Here is a 20,940-nt window from a genome sequence, read left to right on the forward strand (position 1 = left end):
GCGGGCCGGGGTCCGGGGGCGGAGCCCCCGGCAGTAACCCCAGCCCGCCCCCCACCGGCAGGGATCAGACCTTGAGCTCCCACTGCGACGCGTTGTGGTCGAAGTCCGGCGCGACCTCCACGGTCAGGTTCTTCGCGTCGGCCGGAACGTCGAAGGCGTACTTCACCGTGGCCTTCTTGCCGGGCAGGATGCTCCCCTGGAACATCGTGCCCGCGTTCTCGTCGAAGATCTGCTCGGCGTTCGTGCCGTCCTTGCCCGCGCGGGCCGTCGCCAGCACGCCCGAGGCGTCGAACTTCTTCGTCCCGGCGTTGTGGATGACCACCGTGACCAGGCGGGCCTTGTTTCCCTTGGTGTGACCGGACGCGTACTCGCTGGGCGTGTACTTCACCGGCGCGGACACCGTGATCGTCAGCTTGTCGTCGTACTGCGCCGACTCACCCGCCGCAAGGGCCTTGTCCTTGGCCTTGCTCTTGCTCTTGTCCTCGCCGCTCGCCGCTTCCTTCTCCGTTCCCTTCTTCACCGCGTCCTGCCCGGACACGGCCTTGTCGAGCTCCTTGATCCCGTCGTCGACCACCTTGAAGAGCGTCACCGCGCCGACCACCGACAGGATCAGCGAGACCAGACCCAGGGCCGCGCCGGTCAGCGTCACGCCCTTGTTGGTGGCCTCGCCGCGCTTGACCCGGCCGCTGCCCGTCAGGCCCAGGACCAGGGCGATCAGGCCGAGGATTCCGGCCAGCCAGAACAGCAGCGGGATCAGCCCGGACAGCGCACCGATGAGACCGAGGATCAGGGCCGTGGTGCCCAGGCCGTTGCGGGCGGCGCGGGGAGCGCCGTGGCCCCCGTGCCCGCCGTGCTGCTGCGGCGGGTACGGCTCCTGCGGGCCCTGGGGGTACGTCGGCTGGTTCGAGTACTGAGACATGGGATGCCCTCCGGCAGAGGCCCTCGATGGGGACGGGGTGCGATGGGTCAATGACAACAGAAGCTGTGAACCGAGTCAACACGATTCACGAGAATCATTCTGTTCACGCTGTGAAGCGCGATGTGTCGGACCCTGTCGGTATGCTCGGATCACAGCTCATACGCCGAGAGGGGCAAAAGCGGTGCCGGACAACGCAACAGAGGTGACCGCCGCCGGGATCGCCCGGCTCGCCGGGGTCGGCCGGGCCGCCGTGAGCAACTGGCGGCGCCGCCACCCCGACTTCCCCAAGCCCGTCGGCGGCACCGAGACCAGCCCCTCCTTCGCGCTCGCCGAGGTCGAGGAGTGGCTCCGCACCCAGGGCAAGCTCGCCGAAGTGCCGCTGCGGGAGCGCGTGTGGCAGCAGGTGGCCGGGCACCCGGCGGGGGCCGTCACCGCCCTCGTGCACACCGGCTGCGTGCTCCTCCTCGTACGGGACAGGCCGACCGCCTGGTCGGCCACGTCGGCGGGCTCCGACGCCACGTGCGCCGAACTCCTGCCGACGGCCCTGGCGCAGGTGCTCGACGGGCGGCTCGGCGGCGACTGGCTGCGCGCCGTGCGCACCCCGGACGCCGCCGAGCTGGCACCCTCCGTACCGCTGCTGCGGGCCGCCGCCGAACTGGCCGGGGAGACCGGGGCCCGGCAGGCGTACGCCTTCCTGCTCGGCCGCCACCTCGACGCCAACCCGCGCCAGTACACGCTGACCCCGCAGGGCCCCGCCGCCCTCATGGCCGCCCTCGCCGGACACCCCCGCACCGTCCTCGACCCCGCCTGCGGCACCGCCTCGCTGCTGTGCGCGGTGACGGACGCCGGGAACGGCGACGCGACCCACGGCGCGGACCGGCCCGTCGCCGTGTACGCCCAGGACGCCGACCCCGACCTGACCGCCCTCGCCGCCCTCCGCCTCGCCCTGCACACCGACGCCCGCACCACCGAGGTGCGGGCCGTCGCCGCCGACTCCCTGCGCGCCGACGCTTACCCCCAGGTCAGCGTGGACGCGGTGGTCAGCCACCCGCCGTTCAACGAGCGCAATTGGGGGCACGACGAGCTGGCCTACGACCCCCGCTGGGAGTACGGCTTCCCGGCCCGTACGGAGTCCGAGCTGGCGTGGGTGCAGCACGCCCTGGCCCGCCTGCGGCCCGGCGGCACCGCCGTCCTGCTGATGCCCCCGGCCGCCGCCTCCCGCCGTTCGGGACGCCGCATCCGGGCCGACCTGCTGCGCCGGGGCGCCCTGCGCGCCGTCGTCGCGCTGCCCGCGGGGGCGGCCCCGCCGTACGGGGTGCCGCTGCACCTGTGGGTACTGCGCAAGCCGGACGCGGGGCCGGGCGGTGGCGCCGGTGCTGGTGCCGGTGCCGGTGCCGGTGCCGGTGCGCGGACCGCGCCGGAACTCCTCGTCGTGGACACCGCCGACCTGTCCGAGGCCGGGCGCGACAAGCTCGACTGGGCGGCCCTGCACACCGCCGTCCTCACCACCTGGCAGACCTTCGACCGCGACGGCACGGTCGAGGAACGCCCCGGCGTCAGCCGTGCCGTGCCCGTCATCGAGCTCCTCGACGACGACGTCGACCTGGCCCCCGCCCGGCACCTGCCGCCCCCGGCCGCCGGCGGCGGTGCGGCCGAGCTGGCGTCCGTACGGGAAAGGCTGGCGGACACGCTGCGGCTGACGGTGGAGCTCAACCCGCACACCGGCACCGGTGCGTCCGCGCCGCCCGTGCACTGGCCCGTCACCACCGTCGGCGAACTGGCCCGTGCGGGCGCGCTGGTGCTCCGTACCGGATCGACGGGCGGCGGCGGACCGGACGGCGCACCCGTGCTCACCGAGCAGGACGTACTGTCCGGAAGCGCCGCGTCCGGGACCTCTGCGGAGGGCGGCGACGAGGACGCCGTGCGCACCGCGCCCGGCGACGTCGTCGTGCCGGTCCTGGGCGGCGGATCGATCGCCCGCGTCGTCGACGAGCGCGGCGCGGGGGCCGTCCTGGGGCGCAACCTGCACCTGCTGCGGCCCGACCCGGCGACCGTCGACCCGTGGTTCCTCGCCGGATTCCTGCGCGGCACCGCCAACAACCGGCAGGCCAGCAGCTACGCCTCCACCGCCGCCCGGCTCGACGTGCGCCGCCTCCAGCTGCCCCGGCTGCCGCTCGCCGACCAGCGGCGCTACGGCGAACGCTTCCGCGCGCTGGCCGCGTTCGAGGACGCGCTGCGGGAGGCGGGGCGGCTGGGGGAGCGGCTGGTGCAGGGGCTGTACGACGGGCTGGCGGACGGGACGGTGCCGCCGGAGTAGGCGGGGGCCAGGCGGAGGTCCGTGGACGTGCGGCAGCCGGGGAAGCGGGTGGACGTGCGGCGGCCGGGGAAGCGGGTGGACGTGCGGCGGCCGGGGAAGCCGCCGGAATAGTGGTCCGATCCGTACAACCCTGGGGCCCTTGTCGGAGTCGCTGTATACGCTCGTCGTACGTCCCCCGGCACGTTCCGCCACGTGCTGCCGTCACCCCAGGAGCAGCCATGCACGGCCCCGGCCTCACGCCGCCGCGCAGCCAGCCCACGCCCGCCGGGCTGATCGTGCTCCGGGTGGTGTTCACGGTGCTCGCGCTGTGCACCTGCGGGCTGCTGTCCTGGACGGCGGCCCTGCGCATCGCCGTCCTGCGCAAACGGACCTCGGACTGGCTGATCTTCGCGGCATTGCTCGTCGTCGTGGTCACCACGGTGATCGTCATGGCGGCGTTCGGCGCGCCGCCGTCGAAGAACCCGGACGTGCCGACCGACGCCAACGCCGTCGACTACGTGTGCCTGGCGGTCCTGTTCGCCATGTCGATCGGGGCGGCGACGCACTTCCTGATCGCGGACATCCAGCACGTCCAGCACGTACGGCAGGCGCAGGGCCCGGCGCTGCCGTACGGGGCGGGCGGGCCGACCGTTCCGTACGGATATCCGCATCAGCAGCGGACGGTGACGTCTGCGCCGTCGTACGGGTATCCGCCGGTGCAGCAGCAACAACCCCCACAGCCCTATCAGCCTCAGCAGCCGCCGCAGTCGTACCAGCCTCCCGTGCAGCCGCAGCCCCGGATCAATCAAGTGCGCGCCGAGCTGGACGAGTTGAGCGAGCTGCTCCGCAAGGAGCCGAAGGACGGCCGCGGCGACGGTCGCGGCGACGGCCGTGGTGACGGCGGGCAGCGCCGGTGAACGGCCGGGTCATCGCGGGCCGTTACGAGCTCTCCACCCTCATCGGCCAGGGCGGCATGGGCCAGGTCTGGACGGCGTACGACCAGCGCCTCGACCGCCGTGTCGCCGTCAAGCTGATGCGCCCCGACCGGCTGCACGCCGCCACCGAGGCCGAGGACCTGCGCCGCCGCTTCGTCCGCGAGTGCCGGGTCACCGCCCAGGTCGACCACCCCGGCCTGGTCACCGTGCACGACGCGGGCAGCGACACCGACGACCTCTACCTCGTCATGCAGTACGTCGAGGGCGCCGACCTCGCCGACCACTTCGCCGAGCACGACGACCCGTACCCCTGGCAGTGGACCGTCTCGATCGCCGCCCAGCTGTGCGCGGTGCTCGCCGCCGTGCACGCGGTGCCGATCGTGCACCGCGACCTCAAGCCGCGCAACGTCATGGTCAAGCCCGACGGGACCCTCACCGTTCTCGACCTCGGCGTCGCCTCCGTACTCGACACGGACACCACGCGCCTCACCCACACCGGCACCCCCATCGGCACGCCCGCGTACATGGCCCCCGAGCAGGCGATGGGCGGTGCGGTCGGCCCGTACACGGACCTGTACGCGCTGGGGGTGCTGCTGCACGAGCTGCTGACAGGGGACGTCCCCTTCGCCGGGACGACCGCGCTGGGCATCCTGCACCGGCACCTGTACGAACCGCCGCTGCCGGTGCGCCGGACGCGGCCCGAGATCCCCGAACCGCTCGAAGCCCTCGTCCTGCACCTGCTGGCCAAGGAACCGCAGCACCGGCCAGGATCCGTGCAGGAGGTGTACGAGCGGCTGGTCCCGCTCCTGCCCGCGCGGGGGCTGCCCGCCGGGCCGCTCGACCCCACCCGCCCGTTCCTGCGCCCGCACGCGCCATGGCCGGACCGGGCGGCCACCGCGCCTTCGGCACCCGTGCCGCCGCCCCCTTCCTCGCCCCCGTCCAGGCCGGACGTGGCGGCGGCCGTCGACGAGGTCAAGCAGCTCCTCGGCGAGGGCCGCATCACCCAGGCCGTCGACCTCCTCGGCATCATCCTCCCGGCGGCGGCCGTCGAGCACGGCGAACGCTCACCGGTCGTGCGCATCCTGCGCAAGCAGTACGCGGCGACGCTCCTGGACGACGGCCAGTACCGGCGCGCCCTGCCGGAGCTGCGCCGCCTCGCGGAGGAACGGGCGGCGGAGTCGGGCCCGGCGGACCCGCAGGCCCTCCAGTTCCGTTACGACGCGGCGCAGTGCCTGGAGCAGTTGGGCGAGCCCGCCGCCGCGCTGGCCGAATACCGGGCCCTGCTCCCGTACCACGAGAACGGGTACGTCTCGGGCGGCGATCCGTCCCGGGCCTTCGAACTGCGCCACCGGGTCGCCCAGTTGCTGCTCGCGACGGGGGGTCACGGGGAGGCGGTCCGCCAGCTCCAGTCCCTCCTCTACGACGCCGAACGCGCCTACGGTCCGTACCACCCCCTGGTGACGGAGGCCCGCCGTTCCCTGGACCGCCACCACCAGCTCGGCCCCCCGCGCTGACGCACTCCCCACCCTGCCGTCCCCCCTCGGCCCGGGACCCCGTACACGTGACGCCCCCCTCGGCCCGGGACCCCGTACACGTGACGCCCCCCTCGGCCCGGGACCCCGTACACGTGACGTCCCCGTCACCTCCTCTTCGCCCCGCCGACTCCCCACCGCCACGCCCCACACGTCCGCACCCCCTACCGTCCCCGCCATGCCCCTGCTGACCCACCCCCTCGCCCGCCGCGCCCTCCGCCCCCTCGCGGCCCTCGTCGACCAGCGCGTCCGCAGCCAGACCCGCGCCACCCGTACCGAAATCGGCGCCCTCCGCACGGAGTTGGACGCCCTCAAGAAGCAGAGCACCGCCGTCGGCATGCTCCTCGACCGCACCGGTCGCGGCGCCCACCGGATGCCCTCCGAGGGGCAGATCAGCACGCTCGTCGCCCAGGTCGCCGAGGTCAGCGGCAGCAGCCACGCTCGACGGGCCGTCACCTCCGCGTTCCGTACCGTCGTCGCCCTGGAGGCCCTCGGCGTCGGCCGCATGGCGGGCGGCACCTCCAACGTCTGCGGGAAGCTCGCCACCATCCCCCTGCTGGCCCCGCCCGCCAGCCCCGACGTACTCGAAATCGGCACCCTGTACGGCCTGTTCGCGACGTCCCTCACCCGCATGCTGCACCGCGAGGGCATCGAGGCCCGCCTCACCATCGTCGACCCGCTGATCGGCTCCCAGCTCCAGCCGGACGCCGCCCGCGAGGCCGCCGACCCGACGGGCACCCCGGTCCGCGAGGACGTCGTCCGGGCGAACCTGGCCCTCGCCTCCGCCCCCGCCAACAGCAACTACCGCATCCAGAAGGGGTTCTCGCAGGACGCGGACGTACGGAAGGCCGTCTCCGACCGGCGCTACGGCGTCGTGGTCGTCGACGGCGACCACTCCCGCGAGGGCGTCCTCGCGGACCTCCAGTGGGTCGAGGAGATCGTCGCCGACGGCGGCGTCGTCGTCCTCGACGACTACGGCGACACCGCCTGGCCGGGCGTCGGCGAAGCCCTGGACGAGCACCTGGCGAGCGGCGGCTCCCGCCTCGAACTCCTCGGCAGGGTCGCCACCTCGGCCTTCCTGCGGGCCCGCCCCGCCGTCTCGCGGTGAGCCCCCAGCTCCTCCAGGTCCTCCGCTTCGCCCTGGTGGGCGGGGTCAACACCGCGACCTTCTACGGCTGTTACCTCGCCCTGCACGGCTGGCTGCCGTACTACCCCGCCTACGTGCTGGCGTTCCTGCTGAGCATGGTGGGGTCCTTCTTCCTGAACACCTACTTCACCTACCGCACCCGCCCCACCTGGCGGAAGTTCCTGCTCTTCCCCCTGACGAACCTCACGAACTTCACGGTGACCTCGGTGGGGGTCTTCGTCCTGGTGGAGTGGTGGGGAGTGGACGAGCGCATCGCCCCCCTGGCGGCGGCGGTGGCCGCGATCCCGGTGACCTACCTGCTCTCGCGGAGAATCCTCCTGGCGGGGGACGGCCCGGGAGCGAAGGACGGCCCGGGAGCGAAGGACGCTCCGGGAGCGAAGGACGCACCCGAGCCCGAGCCGGTACGGGCGACCCCGAACCGCATCCCCGGAACCTAACCGTTCCCCGCCCCTAGCTCCCCGACCCCGCCACCCCCCTCGCCCCCTTGGACGGCGGAGCCTCCGCCCAGCCCCCTTGGGCGGCGCCACCTCGCCCAGCCCCCTTGGGCGGCGGGGCCGCCCCCCGGGGGCGGAACGGGCGGGCAAGGGGGCGGCCCCCTCCGCTCCGGGCCCACCCCGGAGCACCCCCGCCCAGCCCCGCCACCGCCCCACCTCACCTCCTAGGCAAACGCACGGGCAGAGGCCGAAACCGCCCCCGCCCCCTCCGAAAGCGACGCATCCGCACCCCGCCGCCGCACCCACACAGCCACCCCCACCCCCACGAGCACGCCCCCCGCACCCGCCCCCACCACCAGCCCCGCCCGCAGCCCCGGCGGCCGGAACGTGCAGTTCACCTCCCGCGCACCGGGCGCCAGGGGCACGGCCAGCATCCCCAAGTAGGCGTCGGCGGGCGTACGTTCGCCCCCGTCCACCGCGCACCCCCACCCGGCGATCCTCGGCACGGCCACCACCGCGACCCGCCCGGCCGCACCCACCCCGGCCGCACCCACCCCGCCCGCCCCGACGCCGCTCACATCCACCCGTATCGACCCGTCCCCGAACTCCGCAGCCCCAGCTCCCGCACCCCGCAGGGCCTCCACCGCCGCCGTCAGCCGGTCCTCGCGCAAGCACGCCACCTCGGCCCCCCGCGCCCCCCGCCCCCTCAGTTCCACCCGTACCCTGCCGTTCGCGGGGGCCACCCCCACCTGCTGCATCGCCGCCCGCACCCGCCCCCGCTTCGACTCGAAGCCGACGTCCGGTCCGGCGGAGGCGGAGGCGGAAGCAGAGGCGGAGTCGGCGAGGGAGAGGCGGGCCGTCCCGTTCAGCCCGGGAGCCCAGACGTACACGGGAGCCCCGGGCGTGCACGTTCCGGACGTCGCCCGGACCCCGGCCCCCACGACAGGCCCCCGCGCTCCCGGGCCCACCACCCTGACCCCGGCCCCGGCGGGAGGCTGTTCCCGCACCTCGGGCAGCCGCTCGTAGACCTCCGCCCCCACCAGCAACTCCTGGTTGGAGAAGGCCGACCGCCCGTACCCCACCCCCTCCGGCAGGGAGCCCCGCACCGTCACCAGCGGCGCCGCCTCCCTCCGCACCACCTGGAAGGCGGTGTCCGCGCCCTTCCGGTACGTCGACCGCAGCCGCGCCCCCACCCCCCACACCGCGTCCGTCACCGGGTTGTCGAGGCTGTGCGGGGCGCGCCCGCTGCCGCTCCAGCCGTCGCCCAGCGCGGACAGGGTCCTGGTCAGGGCGGCCGAGGTGAGGCTGCTGTAGTACGAGGCCCCCTGCCCGCCCACCACCATCGCGTCGTTGTGCACGGTCTGCATCCGGCCCGGTTCCGTACGGTACGAGGGCCAGCCGTCGACCCCCGCGATCGTCGCGCTCTGCGCCACCTGCCGGGGCCCGTACGGCGCGTGGTCGTCCTGCGCCGCCACCCTCCGCTTCGCCGCCCACGCCGTCGTCAGCGCCGACTGCCCCACCGTGCAGCCGATGAGCAGGACCGCGGCAGCCACCACGTACGTCCTTCGTCCCCTTCCGCTCCCCGCCCGCCCCAACAGCACCAGCGCACCCACCACCCCCACCAGACCGGCCCCCAGCCCCACCCACGCCCACCGCCCGGTGAACGCACTCCCCAGCCCGACCACCCCCACCACAAGCACGGACCCCACGCCCCCCACCAGCGCCTGCCGCCCCAGAGCCCCCTTCCCGACCGCCACCCACGCGGCCATCACCAGCACCCCGGACAGGACGAACGTCTGCCGGTACGGGCTCCCGTTCGGCTCCGCGAACGCGTGCCACGCCAGGTGCGTCGGCCCCCACTGCATCGACACCAGCACCGCCACCGCCAGCACCGTCCACCCCACCCGGACCCGCACCGCCAGCCCCCGGTGGAAGGGCAGCGCGCAGGCCAGCACCAGCACCGCCGAACTCACGTACATCGCGGGGGACCTGAAGGAGTACGTCGCCGGAAGCAACCGCCCCACCACATCCGCCCACCCCGCCGACTGGAACGTCAGGCCCATCCCCGGATACGCGAGCTTCGTCCCCGCGAACACCGTCAGCAGCACCGGTGCCGACAGGCCGATCCCCAGCGCCACCACCGCGCACGCCTTACCCGCCACCCGCAGCCGGGCCCGCCCGTCGCCCTTGTCCATCAACAGCCGGGCCACCAGCACCAGTCCGGCCCCCAGCGTCGCCATGTACGCCGTGTAGAAGTTCGCCACCCACACCACCGCGACCAGCACCGTGCCGCCGAAGAACCACGCCACCGGCCGCCGCCCCGCCCGTATCGCCTCGCCCACCCCGCACAGCAGCGGGAACGCGATCAGCCCGTCCAGCCACATCGGGTTGTACGACGCCTCGATCACCGACCACCCGCACAGCGCGTACGCCGCCCCCAGCGTCCCCGCCAGCCACCACCGGCCCGCCGGCCGCAGCCGCAACAGCAGCCACGCCATCACCGCCGCCGCCGTCGCGATCCGCAGCACGGACGTCACGTACACCGCGAGGTCGATCTCCTCGCGCGGGAAGAGCGCGACGAGGAAGGAGAACGGGCTCGACAGGTACGTCCCCACGTCCGGCAGGAAGCTGGAGCCGTACCCCGACTGCCAGTTGATCAGCCAGCCGCCGTCCGCGCGCCCGTGCAGCACGTCCCACAGATGTGCGTGGAAGGGGACGAACTGCGTTCCCAGGTCGTTCACGTTCCGGTTCATCGCCCCGAACGGCTGGCTGCCCGCCAGCGCCGATCCCAGGCAGTGCGCGAACGCGGCGACGGCCGCGGCGAGCAGCGCGGACGCCGGGACGGGACGGAAACGAGGACGCGCGGGCCAGGGCCGATTCAGCATGGAACCGACCGTAAACACGCTCCGGGTCCTTTCACCACCACCCCGCGATGCCGTTAACCGAACCGCCCTTTCCCCGTCATCCGACTCCTCAGAGAACGTCATCTCCCCGCGCTCCCATGGCACATGCTCATCTCCCTCGTCGTGCCCTGTTTCAACGAGGCGGAGGTCGTGCGCCGATTCCACGCGCACGTGTCCCGGGAAATCGCCTCGTTCGCGCCCACCCTTCCCATCGAGAGGCTGTCGACGTTCGAGGAATTCGAGAACTCCTCGAAGACTTCGCAGTCCGAGCTGTCATTCGAATTCGTGTACGTCGACGACGGCAGCAGCGATTCCACGCTCACGCACCTGCGGGCTCTCGCCGCCGACGACCCCCGCGTCCGGTACGTCTCCTTCAGCCGCAACTTCGGCAAGGAGTCCGCCATGCTCGCCGGACTGCGGCACGCCACCGGCGACGCCGTCGTCATCATGGACGCCGACCTCCAGCACCCGCCCGAGCTCATCGCCCGCATGATCACCCTGTACGCCCAGGGGAACGACCAGGTCATCGCCCGCCGCACCCGCACCGGCGACCGCGTCACCCGCACCCTGACCGCACGCGCCTACTACCGCCTCGTGAACCGCCTCGTCGACGTCGAACTCGTCGACGGCGTCGGCGACTTCCGGCTGCTGTCCCGCCGGGCCGTCGACGCGGTGCTCAGCCTCACCGAGTACAACCGCTTCTCGAAAGGCATCTTCGCCTGGATCGGCTACCCCACCGAAACCTTCTCCTACGAGAACACGACCCGCGAACAGGGCAGTTCGAGCTGGACTTTCGGAAAACTCCTCAACTACGGCCTCGACGGCGTCATTTCCTTCAACAACAAACCCCTCCGCGCCGCCCTCTACCTCGGACTCCTCCTCCTCGCCGTCGCCATGGCGTACACCGCGTGGATCGTCGGTGACGCACTCGTCAACGGAGTGGAAACTCCCGGATACGTCACCCTCCTCGTCGCGGTCACCGCGCTCTCCGGAGTGCAGATGGTCCTGATCGGCGTCATCGGCGAATACGTCGGCCGCATCTATTACGAAGCGAAGCGCCGCCCGCACTTCCTCGTCGGCGAATCGAACACCGCTCCGGACCCCCGCCCCGGCGTCCCGGCCGCCGCCGCATCCCCCCTCGCCCACGACTCGTTGGTCGAACCAGTGGCCCGGACCACTCCGGCTGCCTGAGGGCCTGTCCGGCGGATCCTGCCGCGTTCGCGTGCCCTGGCACGCACATCTGCGGCGTTGTCGTCAGTCGCCATGGCTCCGCCATGTCTCCCTCCTCCGCCTTGCAGCTGCACGCACCAGGCCCCGCTCAGCAGTAGCGAGAAGCCCAAGCCATTCCCCTACAGCCTGATCCGCCGAACAGGCCCTAACATCAACAACCGCAAGGCTGTTGTGCAACGCCGCACGATCACCGCCCCCGGGAGGCACCCTTTGCACCGCCGTACGCGCACTCGCTCCACGCTCATCGCCGCCGCAGGACTGCTCGCCGCAGGCCCTCTCCTCACCGCCTGCGGAAACCAGTCCCACCCGGGGGCCGCGGCCCTCGTCGGCGGCGAGCGCATCGAGGTCTCCGCCCTCCAGGGCCAGGCCAACGCCGTACGGGCCGCACAGGCGAAGACCCCCCAGGGCGAACAGGTCATCAGCGGCACCGGACACCTCACCCGCGCCGAACTCCAGATCATGCTCTTCCAGCGGGTGGTCGCGCGGGCGGCGGACGACGCGGGCATCACCGTCAGCCGCAAGGAGATCCAGCAGGCACGGGCCGCCGAGGCCGAGCAGAAGGGCGGCGAGGCCCGTCTGGAGTCGGACCGCCTCGGCCAGGGCCACGCCCCCGGCCAGATCGAGGACGCGATCCGCCGCGACATCCAGCTGACCAAGCTCGCCGCCCTGAACCAGGCGAACCTGGCGACCCCCGAGGGCATGCAGAAGGTCGGCGCGGTCCTGGGCAGGGCGTCCAAGGCCCTCAAGATCAGCGTCAACCCGCGCTTCGGCAAGTGGGACGACCAGCAGATCGCGCTGATCGCGCAGAAGACGCCGTGGATCACCCAGAAGACGAAGAACGAGGAAGCGAAGCAGGCCGAGCAGGCCGGAGCCCAGCAGGTTCCGTAACCGGCTCGGGGGCTTCCGCTCCCTGCCGGGTGCGGTTCCGTAACCGGCTCGGGGGCTTCTGCTCTCTGCCGGGTGCGGTTCCGTGACCGGGTCGGGGGCTTCTGCTCTCTGCCGGGTGCGGTCCCCTAACCGCTGCGGGGGCTTCTGCTGCCGCCGGGTACCGTCGAACGGTGACCACAGAAGCCCCCCTCGCCCCCGGCCGCATCGTCCTGCTCACCGCAAGCCACCGGGTCGCCCCCGGCCTGCTGTCCTGGCCCGCGTGGCAGACGCTGCGCGCGGCGGACCGGGTGCTGTGCGCCGACGCCGACCACCCGCAGCTGCCGTACCTGCGCGAGGCGGGGGTCGTCGTCGAACAGTTCGTCCCGTCCGCCGACGAACTGGTCGCGTACTGCGCCGACGGCGGCCGCACCGCCGTCGTCCTCACCTCCGGCGAGGGCGACGCCCGCCTCACCGACGGGCTCGCCCGGCTCGCGGGCTCGAACCGCGTCCAGATGCCCGACCTCGAACTCCTCCCCGGCTCCTACGACCTCCCCGGCGCCCGCCTCCTCGACCTGGTCCAGGTCATGGACCGCATCCGCCGCGCCTGCCCGTGGTCCTCGCAGCAGACCCACGAGGGCCTCGCCAAGTACGGCATCGAGGAGGCGTACGAACTCGTCGAGGCGATCGAGGCGGGCGACCGCACGGAACTCCGCGAGGAACTCGGCGACGTACTCCTCCAAGTCGTCTTCCACGCGCGCATCGCCGAGGACGCCACCGGAGAGGACGACGACGAACCCTTCTCCATCGACGACGTCGCCGCCACCCTCATCGACAAGCTCATCCACCGCCACCCGCACGTCTTCGGCGACGAGACCGCCGAGACCCCGGCCGACGTGAAGGCCACCTGGCTGCGCACCAAGGCCGTCGAGAAGCAGCGCTCCTCGGTGACGGAGGGCATCCCCCTTGCCCAGCCCGCCCTCGCCCTCGCCGCCAAACTCGCCTCCCGGGTGCGTTCCGGGGGCCTCGACGTCCCCCTCCCGCCGGACGACGGCGGCCTCGGCCACCAACTCCTCACGCTGGCCGCACGCGCGGAGGCCGAAGGGACGGACCCCGAAACCGCGCTGCGGGCGGCTGCCCGTGCGTACCGCGACGCGATCGTCGCCGTCGAAGAGGCGGGCGGGTTCAGCGAAGCGTGAAGCGTGTTCAGCGAGGCGTGAAGGTGACCGGCAGTGTGCGGAGGCCGCGCATGATCAGTCCACCGCGCCAGCGCAGTTCCTCGGGGGGTACCGCCAGTTCCAGGTCCGGCAGCCGACGTAGCAGCGTGGCGAGTGCGGTCTGCCCCTCCAGCCGGGCGAGGGGCGCACCCAGGCAGTAGTGGATGCCGTGGCCGTAGCCCAGGTGCGGGTTGTCCCTGCGGGAGAGGTCGAGGGTGTCCGGGGCGTCGAACTTCTCCGGGTCGCGATCGGCGGCGGCGAGCACGACGAGGACGGGATCACCGACGGCGATCGCGGCACCGCCGATTTCGAGAGGCTGCGTCGCGTACCGCCAGGTGGCCATCTCGACAGGGCCGTCGAAACGCAGAAGCTCCTCAACGCCTGTTTCCAGCAGCGCCGTTTCGCCACGGTCGAGGCTCTCCTGGAGGAGGCTCCTCTGCACGGGGTTTCTCATAAGAGCGAGCGCCCCATTGCCAATCAAATTCAAAGTTGTTTCAAAACCTGCAAAGAGCAACACGAAGCACATGGCCACTGCTTCGTCTTCGGTGAGGTGTTCGCCATGGTCACTGGCCCTGATCAAGCCGGAGATCAAGTCGTCTTCTGATCCGTCCGACCCGAGAGTTTCGCGTTTGCGGTGAATCAACTCGGCAAGGTAATTTCGAATCTTCTTCACCGACCGGGCGACGCCGCCTCGCGGGCCGCCGCCATGGCGAATCATCATTCCCGCCCAGTCGCGGAAATCTTCCTGGTCCTCGCGAGGTACGCCCAGGAGATCGCAGATTGCGTAAATGGGCAGCGGGAATGCGTATTCGTGAATGAGGTCGGCCTCACCCTTGGCCGCGAACTGATCCAGGAGTTCGTCGGCCAACTCCTGCACCCGGGGCGCGAACTCCGCGACCCGGCGCGGAGTGAACGCCTTGGAGACGAGGCGCCGGAGCCGGGTGTGGTCCGGGGGGTCGATGTTGAGCAGGTGCGTCATCAGATTGGCGCTGCGTTCGCCGGGGATACCGGTCTTGCTCTTGCCTGCTGCGCCCTCGGCATGGTGTACGGGGTTCTTGCTCAGTCGCTGATCGGCGAGCGCCTGCCGCGCATCGGAGTACCGGGTGACCAACCACGCCTCGACCCCGCTGGGCAGGGTGGTCCGGTGGACGGGGGAGTTTTCCCGCAACCAGGCGTACGAGGGATACGGGTCGGTGGCGAACTCCCAGGTGAAGAGTTCCGGCGTGGGGTGCGGCGTGTTCACGCCATGACGGTACCGGGCTCACTGACACGTGGCTTCGCCGGTACGACGGACGGAGCCCTTCTTTCCGCACCCCTGGGCATTCGGTGTCGAGTTCGATTGTGTCAGCGGTGTGCGATATGGCGAATCGCTTCTGCTCCTCGCACAGGGCGCTCTTTTTCATTCTCCCTGCTCCTGTACAGAGGCAGGGATACGCTCCCGAAAAACGGCACCGGCCCCACAGCGCTTGCAGCAGCGTGATGAGGCCGGAACCTTCCCGACGGTGAACCAACACCTCGGGGACGGAACAGTCCGGAAGGACTGAACATGCCCATTGTGGCACGCGCACGCCTTGGTGCCCCGGCGTCGAGCGAGACCATTCACGGCGGATACGTGGTCTACCGGAAGACGTATCGAAGCAGTGCCAAGAACCGCACCCGCCTCCAGGAGGACGGCACGCCCGTCCACGGCGCACCGGTCAAGATCGGCGTCCCACCCATCCTCGGCGCGGAGCGCGCCGGGCTTCTCTCGGAGGCACTCAAGAAGATCGGCTTTCAGAACGCACGGCTCAGTAACCGCGTCTATCCCCTCAGCGGGCGCATCAAAGGGGCTTGCGGTGATGTGTACACCGGGGCCGGCCGAGGTGCCGGTAGCCATGAGCGCGTGTACCGCTGCAAGGGAACCCTCAAGGGCGACGCCCCCTGCGGCGAGCCGAACTTCCATGCCGACGAGGTCGAGCAGGTCGTCCACGAGGAGTTGTGCGAGCTCATGACGGAGGAGGGAGCCGGTCTTCGGGCGCAGCCCGCGGAGCGGGACGACAGGCTCCCTGGCGACAAGGCCACGTACGAGCGACGCGTGGTCGAGTTCGGCGAGAAGGCCGCCGCGCAGGAAGATCTCATCAACAGGAAGGTGCCCGAGTACCTCAGGGCCGGTGTCGAACCCCTGATCCTCCAGGCAGCGGTGAAGCAGCTGCAGGGCGAACTGGAGGGTTTCCGCGAGCAGAAGAGTCATGCCGAGCACTAGCTGGAGACTTACGCGGCCCACGAGCGCCGGTCCCGCACCTTCGACGGCTTCGTCGGGAACGGAAGAGGAGGGCCTCGCCGCCATGTCGTTGGAGGAGCGCAAGGAGTTCTTCGACATGTTCGACATCGAGGTGCTCGTCGGCGTGAGGGAGAGGCAGCTCAAGCCCGGGGCCAAGTGTGAGGTCGCCGAATGGCACGGGGAGACCGGAACGCTGGTTCCCCCGGACCCGACGGACGCCGAGTGGCAGGCCGTGCTGGAAGTGCTGCGCCCGTACCTGTCGAAGAAGCACTTCACCAGCAAGTACGACATCCGTCAGCAGTTCTGCGGCATGCTGCACAGGCTCCGGTACGGCCTGGGCTGGAAAGACATGCCCCTCACCTGGGGAGTCGTCGACCCCATGCGTACACGTCAGTTGAAGTGGTGGCAGGCGGGGTTGTGGCCCGAGGTCATGAACACGCTGCAAGCGAGCACCCGGGGCGTTCCGGTACATCGGCGCCCGACGCTTCCTCCGCTCATCGTCACGGTGCGACGCCGCACCGGGGCGAGGGTGCTTGAAGTTGCCTGATGGGACGCTCCGTGCGCGGCCCGCAGGCGCGGCGGGGGGCGTGCGGACAGGGCCGGAGGGCAACAAATCTGACAGGCCATCAGCAATGTGACCTTTGCGTGATCTCCGCTGCATCGACTTGTGACGGGTGTTCGACTAGGGCTACGTTCACGGGCGACTCAGCTGTTTCGCCAGAAGCCGAGTCACCGTCAGCGAAAGGCAACCGCATGCGTTCCGGGAACGGTAAACACCGCCGCCCGCGTCAGGCTCCCGCAATCGTCGTCGCGGCAGGGGTCACCGGGTCCGCACTCGCGATTCCGCTCCTCGGTGCGACCAGCGCCGGTGCGGCCGAAGCAGGCACCTGGGACCGCGTCGCCGAGTGCGAGAGCGGCGGCATGTGGAGTGCCGACCTGGGCAACGGGTACTACGGCGGGCTCCAGTTCTCGCAGGAGAAGTGGGACCGGTACGGCGGCCGTGCGTACGCCCCGCGCGCCGACCTCGCCAGCCGTGCCCAGCAGATCGAGGTCGCCGAGAAGGCGTTCAAGGCCGAGGGCCCGCAGGCATGGCCGAGCTGTGCCGTCATATCCGGTCTGGCCCCGGGCGGCGGTTCCGGTTCCGGTTCCGCTTCGGGCCGGGGCGGGGTGGACGCCGCCGATCCCGGCTCGGACGCGGGCCTGGACGCGGGCGTCGATTCCCGTACGCCTCCCCAGCCCGGGTCGGGTTCCGTGAAGCCGGACGACCCCGACGTGCGGCCCACGCACGAGACCCCGGGCACCGATTCCGCCACGGACCCGAGCACGGCTCCCACCGAGGACCCGAGCACCGCTCCCACGACGGACCCGAGCACCGGTCCGGACGCGACCCCGAGCGCCGGTCAGAGTTCCGGTCCGGGAGCCGGCCCGAGCACGACGCCGAGCACCGGCCCGAGTGCGACGCCGAGCACCGGCCCGAGTACGACCCCCAGCACCGGCCCGAGTGCGACCCCGGACGCCGGAGCGGGCACCCCCTCCAACGGTCCGTGGGCCTTCCCCGGCGGCCCCTACGCCGCCCCGTGGGCCATCGCCGCCCCCAGCGGGCCCGCCGTCGCCCCGTGGGCCCCCGTCGAGCCCGCCCCCGGCTCCAGCGTCTCGCCCAGCACCGGTCCGACCGGTGAGCGGCCCGCCCCGGGCGCCACCGATTCCGGTACGCACGCCACTCCCGACGCCACCGCGACTCCCGGCACCGGGACCCCGGACACTCCCGACGCCTCCGCCTCTTCCGGTCCGGCCACTTCCGGCGGCGGCAAGCACCGAGGCACTCCCGCCCCCGAGAACTCCCTTCCGGCACCGGGCGATTCGCCCGCGTCCGGCAGTGAGCGCGAGGCGGGCGACGCGGCCGACGAGGGCGACCGCGAGGGCGGCAGGCACGCCTCGCGGGACGGCGGCGGCAAGGGCGAGGACAAGGGCGCGAGCGAGGGCCGAGGCACGGTCGAGGCGCCCGAGTCCGGCACGTACACCGTGCGGCCCGGTGACAGCCTCTGGCACATCGCGGACGAGACGAAGGTCCCCGGCGGCTGGTCCGCCCTCTACGAGGCGAACAGGGACTCCCTCGGCACCGATCCGGACCTCATCAAGCCTGGTCAGCACCTGGAGCTGAAGGACGGTCAGGTCGCCGAGAAGGCGGAGAAGGCCGAAAAGTAGGGGCAGTTAAGGGGGTTATGTCCACTTCTGCGCAAGTGAGACATGAGTCTCTTCGCTCCAACTGGCGTGTCCTCCCTGTGATCTCCCCCTGCGCCCCCTCTGACCTGCGTAAACAGGAGTGATGAGGGGGCAAGTAGGGGGCGGATGTCCCTGATGTGCCTCTTTGAACATCGGGGACTCCTGTGATTACGGTCGTCCTCGCTCGCCACCGGTGAGCACCGGAGCCCGCACGCCGAATCCTGCCGGCGGGCCTCGGCAGCAGTCGTCGCGAAAGCGCCGTAGGCAGGAGCGGGGGACCCAAGGTAAGTGCCGGGCCCGGACGTTGAGAGACGTGCGAGAACGGCTTGGGGTGAAGCCGCCGAAACGGAAGGCCGCAGCAGTGCGGCGGATCCGGACCGGTGGCCGGGCGAACTCACAGCCCGAACCCGACAGCTCACCTCGAAGGCGTCGGTGAGGGAATATCCATGTCGCTTTTCAGCAGCAAGGGCAAGCACCGCCGTCCGTCCAAGGCCACCCGTGTCGCCACCCTGGCGAGCGTCACCGGTGTCGCGGTCGCCGCTCCGCTGATCGGGGCCACCTCGGCCTCCGCCGCCTCCGTCGACACCTGGGACGCCGTCGCCCAGTGCGAGTCCGGCGGTAACTGGTCCATCAACACGGGCAACGGCTACTACGGCGGCCTCCAGTTCACGAACTCCTCGTGGGCCGCCGCCGGTGGCACCCAGTACGCCCCGCGTGCCGACCAGGCCACCAAGGGCCAGCAGATAGCCACCGCCGAGCGCCTGCTCAAGATCCAGGGCCCCGGCGCCTGGGCCTGTGCCGGTGCGGGCAACCTGAGCAACGACGGCGTGGACCCGGGCGTCAGCACCGGTTCCGGTTCGGGCTCGCAGAAGTCCGCCCCGAAGGCTCCGAAGGCCCAGAAGACCGAGAAGAAGCGCCAGGCCCCGGCCGCGTCCCGCAGCGAGACCCGCTCGGTGCCCAAGGTCGAGTCCAAGGCCGGCGGCCCGATCAAGAAGGGCGACGGCGAGTACCAGGTCAAGGCCGGCGACACCCTCTCGATGATCGCCGCGTCCCACCACGTCAAGGGCGGCTGGCAGCACATCGCGGACCTGAATGAGGACGTCGTCTCCGACGCCGACCTCATCTTCCCGGGTCAGCAGCTCCACCTTCGCTGACCCAGCGGGGACCGACGGCCCACCCCCGTCCGTCCCCGCCCCGCGGGAACCCCGGCGGCCCACCCCCGCCCGGTTCCCGCACCGCGGAGGCGGCGGCTCACCCCCGCCGCCTCCGCACCCCGGCCCCGGCCGGGCGCGACTTCCCCCCGAACGCGCCCGGCCGGGGTCTTCTCCGTAACAAGGGCGTACGGCAGGGCTCACCCGTGCGCGACCGCACTCAGGCGTGCATACGGGCCGTACTCGGGGATGAACAGATCCGTAACGCACGGTGATGCCGACAGGGCCCTTCGTCCTGTATTACAGGCATTCGGGCATCTTTTCGTCCCAGCGTGCGGTCGATCGGCTGGCTGTTGCCCCGGAGCCGGTTAGGCTCTTGACGCAAGGCCGAAAGCGACCCTGCGCCGTGTGCCCCTTCAGGGGCCCGCCCCTTTGCGTCACATCCCATAAGGAGATGCTCGTGCCGTCCATCGACGTCGTCGTAGCCCGGGAAATCCTGGACTCCCGAGGCAACCCCACGGTCGAGGTCGAGGTCGGCCTCGACGACGGCAGCACGGGTCGTGCTGCTGTTCCGTCCGGTGCCTCCACCGGTGCCTTCGAAGCCATCGAGCTTCGTGACGGTGACCCCAACCGCTACATGGGCAAGGGTGTCGAGAAGGCCGTCCTCGCCGTCATCGAGCAGATCGGCCCGGAGCTCGTCGGCTACGACGCGACCGAGCAGCGCCTGATCGACCAGGCGATGTTCGACCTCGACGCCACCGAGAACAAGGGCTCGCTCGGCGCCAACGCCATCCTGGGCGTCTCCCTCGCCGTCGCGCACGCCGCCTCCGAGGCCAGCGACCTGCCGCTGTTCCGCTACCTCGGCGGTCCGAACGCGCACCTGCTGCCCGTCCCGATGATGAACATCCTCAACGGTGGGTCGCACGCCGACTCCAACGTCGACATCCAGGAGTTCATGATCGCCCCGATCGGCGCGGAGTCCTTCTCCGAGGCCCTCCGCTGGGGCGCCGAGGTCTACCACACCCTCAAGAAGGTGCTGAAGACCAAGGGCCTGTCCACCGGCCTGGGCGACGAGGGCGGCTTCGCCCCGAACCTGGAGTCCAACCGCGCCGCGCTCGACCTCATCGTCGAGGCCATCAAGCAGGCCGGTTACATCCCCGGCGAGCAGATCGCGCTCGCGCTCGACGTCGCCGCGTCCGAGTTCTACAAGGACGGCACGTACGAGTTCGAGGGCAAGTCCCGCTCGGCCGCCGAGATGACCGAGTACTACGAGGAGCTCGTCTCCGCGTACCCGATGGTCTCCATCGAGGACCCGCTGTACGAGGACGACTGGGCCGGCTGGAAGACCCTCACCGACCGTCTGGGCTCCAAGGTCCAGATCGTCGGCGACGACCTCTTCGTCACCAACCCGGAGCGTCTGGCCCGAGGCATCGAGGAGGGCTCCGCGAACGCCCTCCTGGTCAAGGTCAACCAGATCGGTTCGCTGACCGAGACCCTCGACGCCGTCGAGCTCGCCCAGCGCAACGGCTTCAAGTGCATGATGAGCCACCGTTCCGGCGAGACCGAGGACGTCACCATCGCCGACCTCGCCGTCGCCGTGAACTGCGGTCAGATCAAGACCGGCGCCCCGGCCCGCTCGGACCGCGTCGCCAAGTACAACCAGCTGCTGCGCATCGAGGAGATCCTCGACGACGCCGCGGTGTACGCCGGTCGCTCGGCGTTCCCCCGCTTCAAGGGCTAAGGGCTACTAGGGCCCCAGCTTCCGTACGTCCCCGTACCCGGTCCCGTACCGTGTGCGGGGACGTCGGCGCGTAACGGGGAGGACATCG

At 71.5% G+C, this 20,940-nt stretch carries 16 protein-coding genes and 1 riboswitch; of the genes, 13 read left to right on the forward strand and 3 right to left on the reverse strand.

Going from position 1 to position 20,940, the window contains the following annotated elements; all coding sequences use genetic code 11:
• Positions 1–64: 64 nt before the first annotated feature.
• Positions 65–919 (reverse strand): DUF4190 domain-containing protein, encoded by an 855-nt coding sequence (locus OG897_RS04625; protein WP_266653061.1) that lies wholly within the window; start codon positions 917–919, stop codon positions 65–67.
• 181 nt (positions 920–1,100) lie between these two features.
• On the opposite strand from OG897_RS04625, the gene OG897_RS04630 reads away from it, so the two are divergent.
• From OG897_RS04630 to OG897_RS04650, 5 genes are all read left to right on the forward strand, one after another.
• A complete protein-coding gene (locus OG897_RS04630) occupies positions 1,101–3,236 on the forward strand; it encodes an N-6 DNA methylase (RefSeq protein WP_266653063.1) in 2,136 nt (711 codons plus the stop codon).
• 218 nt (positions 3,237–3,454) lie between these two features.
• The gene (locus OG897_RS04635; RefSeq protein ID WP_266653065.1) at positions 3,455–4,132 is read left to right on the forward strand and encodes a hypothetical protein; all 678 of its coding nucleotides are present in this window, start codon (positions 3,455–3,457) and stop codon (positions 4,130–4,132) included.
• On the forward strand, positions 4,129–5,664 hold the full coding sequence (locus OG897_RS04640) for a serine/threonine-protein kinase (RefSeq protein WP_266653067.1): 1,536 nt from the start codon (positions 4,129–4,131) through the stop codon (positions 5,662–5,664). The genes OG897_RS04635 and OG897_RS04640 overlap by 4 nt, the downstream gene beginning before the upstream one ends.
• A 196-nt stretch (positions 5,665–5,860) precedes the next feature.
• A complete protein-coding gene (locus OG897_RS04645) occupies positions 5,861–6,790 on the forward strand; it encodes a class I SAM-dependent methyltransferase (protein WP_266653069.1) in 930 nt (309 codons plus the stop codon).
• On the forward strand, positions 6,787–7,266 hold the full coding sequence (locus OG897_RS04650) for a GtrA family protein (protein WP_266653071.1): 480 nt from the start codon (positions 6,787–6,789) through the stop codon (positions 7,264–7,266). Before OG897_RS04645 ends, OG897_RS04650 begins: the two co-directional genes overlap by 4 nt.
• A 221-nt stretch (positions 7,267–7,487) precedes the next feature.
• Here the strand turns inward: OG897_RS04650 and OG897_RS04655 are convergent, their stop codons facing one another.
• Positions 7,488–10,148, reverse strand: a complete 2,661-nt coding sequence (locus tag OG897_RS04655; RefSeq protein WP_266653073.1) for a YfhO family protein — start codon at positions 10,146–10,148, stop codon at positions 7,488–7,490.
• A 123-nt stretch (positions 10,149–10,271) separates the two neighbouring features.
• On the opposite strand from OG897_RS04655, the gene OG897_RS04660 reads away from it, so the two are divergent.
• From OG897_RS04660 to OG897_RS04670, 3 genes are all read left to right on the forward strand, one after another.
• The gene (locus OG897_RS04660) at positions 10,272–11,357 is read left to right on the forward strand and encodes a glycosyltransferase family 2 protein (RefSeq protein ID WP_266653075.1); all 1,086 of its coding nucleotides are present in this window, start codon (positions 10,272–10,274) and stop codon (positions 11,355–11,357) included.
• A gap of 249 nt (positions 11,358–11,606) precedes the next feature.
• Entirely contained in the window at positions 11,607–12,284 is a 678-nt protein-coding gene (locus tag OG897_RS04665) for a SurA N-terminal domain-containing protein (RefSeq protein ID WP_266653076.1), read from the forward strand.
• 170 nt (positions 12,285–12,454) lie between these two features.
• Positions 12,455–13,459, forward strand: a complete 1,005-nt coding sequence (locus OG897_RS04670; protein ID WP_266653078.1) for a nucleoside triphosphate pyrophosphohydrolase — start codon at positions 12,455–12,457, stop codon at positions 13,457–13,459.
• A gap of 7 nt (positions 13,460–13,466) precedes the next feature.
• Here the strand turns inward: OG897_RS04670 and OG897_RS04675 are convergent, their stop codons facing one another.
• Entirely contained in the window at positions 13,467–14,720 is a 1,254-nt protein-coding gene (locus OG897_RS04675; RefSeq protein ID WP_266653080.1) for a cytochrome P450, read from the reverse strand.
• 303 nt (positions 14,721–15,023) lie between these two features.
• Between OG897_RS04675 and OG897_RS04680 the strand changes: the two genes are divergently transcribed.
• From OG897_RS04680 to eno, 5 genes are all read left to right on the forward strand, one after another.
• Positions 15,024–15,719 carry a zinc ribbon domain-containing protein gene (locus tag OG897_RS04680; RefSeq protein ID WP_266653082.1) on the forward strand — a complete coding sequence of 232 codons (696 nt, stop codon included), beginning with the start codon at positions 15,024–15,026 and terminating at the stop codon, positions 15,717–15,719.
• 82 nt (positions 15,720–15,801) lie between these two features.
• The gene (locus OG897_RS04685; protein WP_266653084.1) at positions 15,802–16,284 is read left to right on the forward strand and encodes a transposase; all 483 of its coding nucleotides are present in this window, start codon (positions 15,802–15,804) and stop codon (positions 16,282–16,284) included.
• 206 nt (positions 16,285–16,490) lie between these two features.
• A complete protein-coding gene (locus OG897_RS04690) occupies positions 16,491–17,942 on the forward strand; it encodes a transglycosylase family protein (protein ID WP_266653086.1) in 1,452 nt (483 codons plus the stop codon).
• A 264-nt stretch (positions 17,943–18,206) separates the two neighbouring features.
• Positions 18,207–18,404: riboswitch (cyclic di-AMP (ydaO/yuaA leader) on the forward strand.
• 2 nt (positions 18,405–18,406) lie between these two features.
• Positions 18,407–19,114 (forward strand): transglycosylase family protein, encoded by a 708-nt coding sequence (locus tag OG897_RS04695; protein WP_266653088.1) that lies wholly within the window; start codon positions 18,407–18,409, stop codon positions 19,112–19,114.
• Between the two features lie 451 nt (positions 19,115–19,565).
• Positions 19,566–20,852, forward strand: coding sequence for a phosphopyruvate hydratase (gene eno, locus OG897_RS04700; protein WP_266653090.1), 1,287 nt, complete (start codon positions 19,566–19,568; stop codon positions 20,850–20,852).
• Positions 20,853–20,940: the final 88 nt, after the last annotated feature.

Source organism: Streptomyces sp. NBC_00237, from assembly GCF_026342435.1.
Taxonomy (GTDB): Bacteria; Actinomycetota; Actinomycetes; order Streptomycetales; family Streptomycetaceae; genus Streptomyces.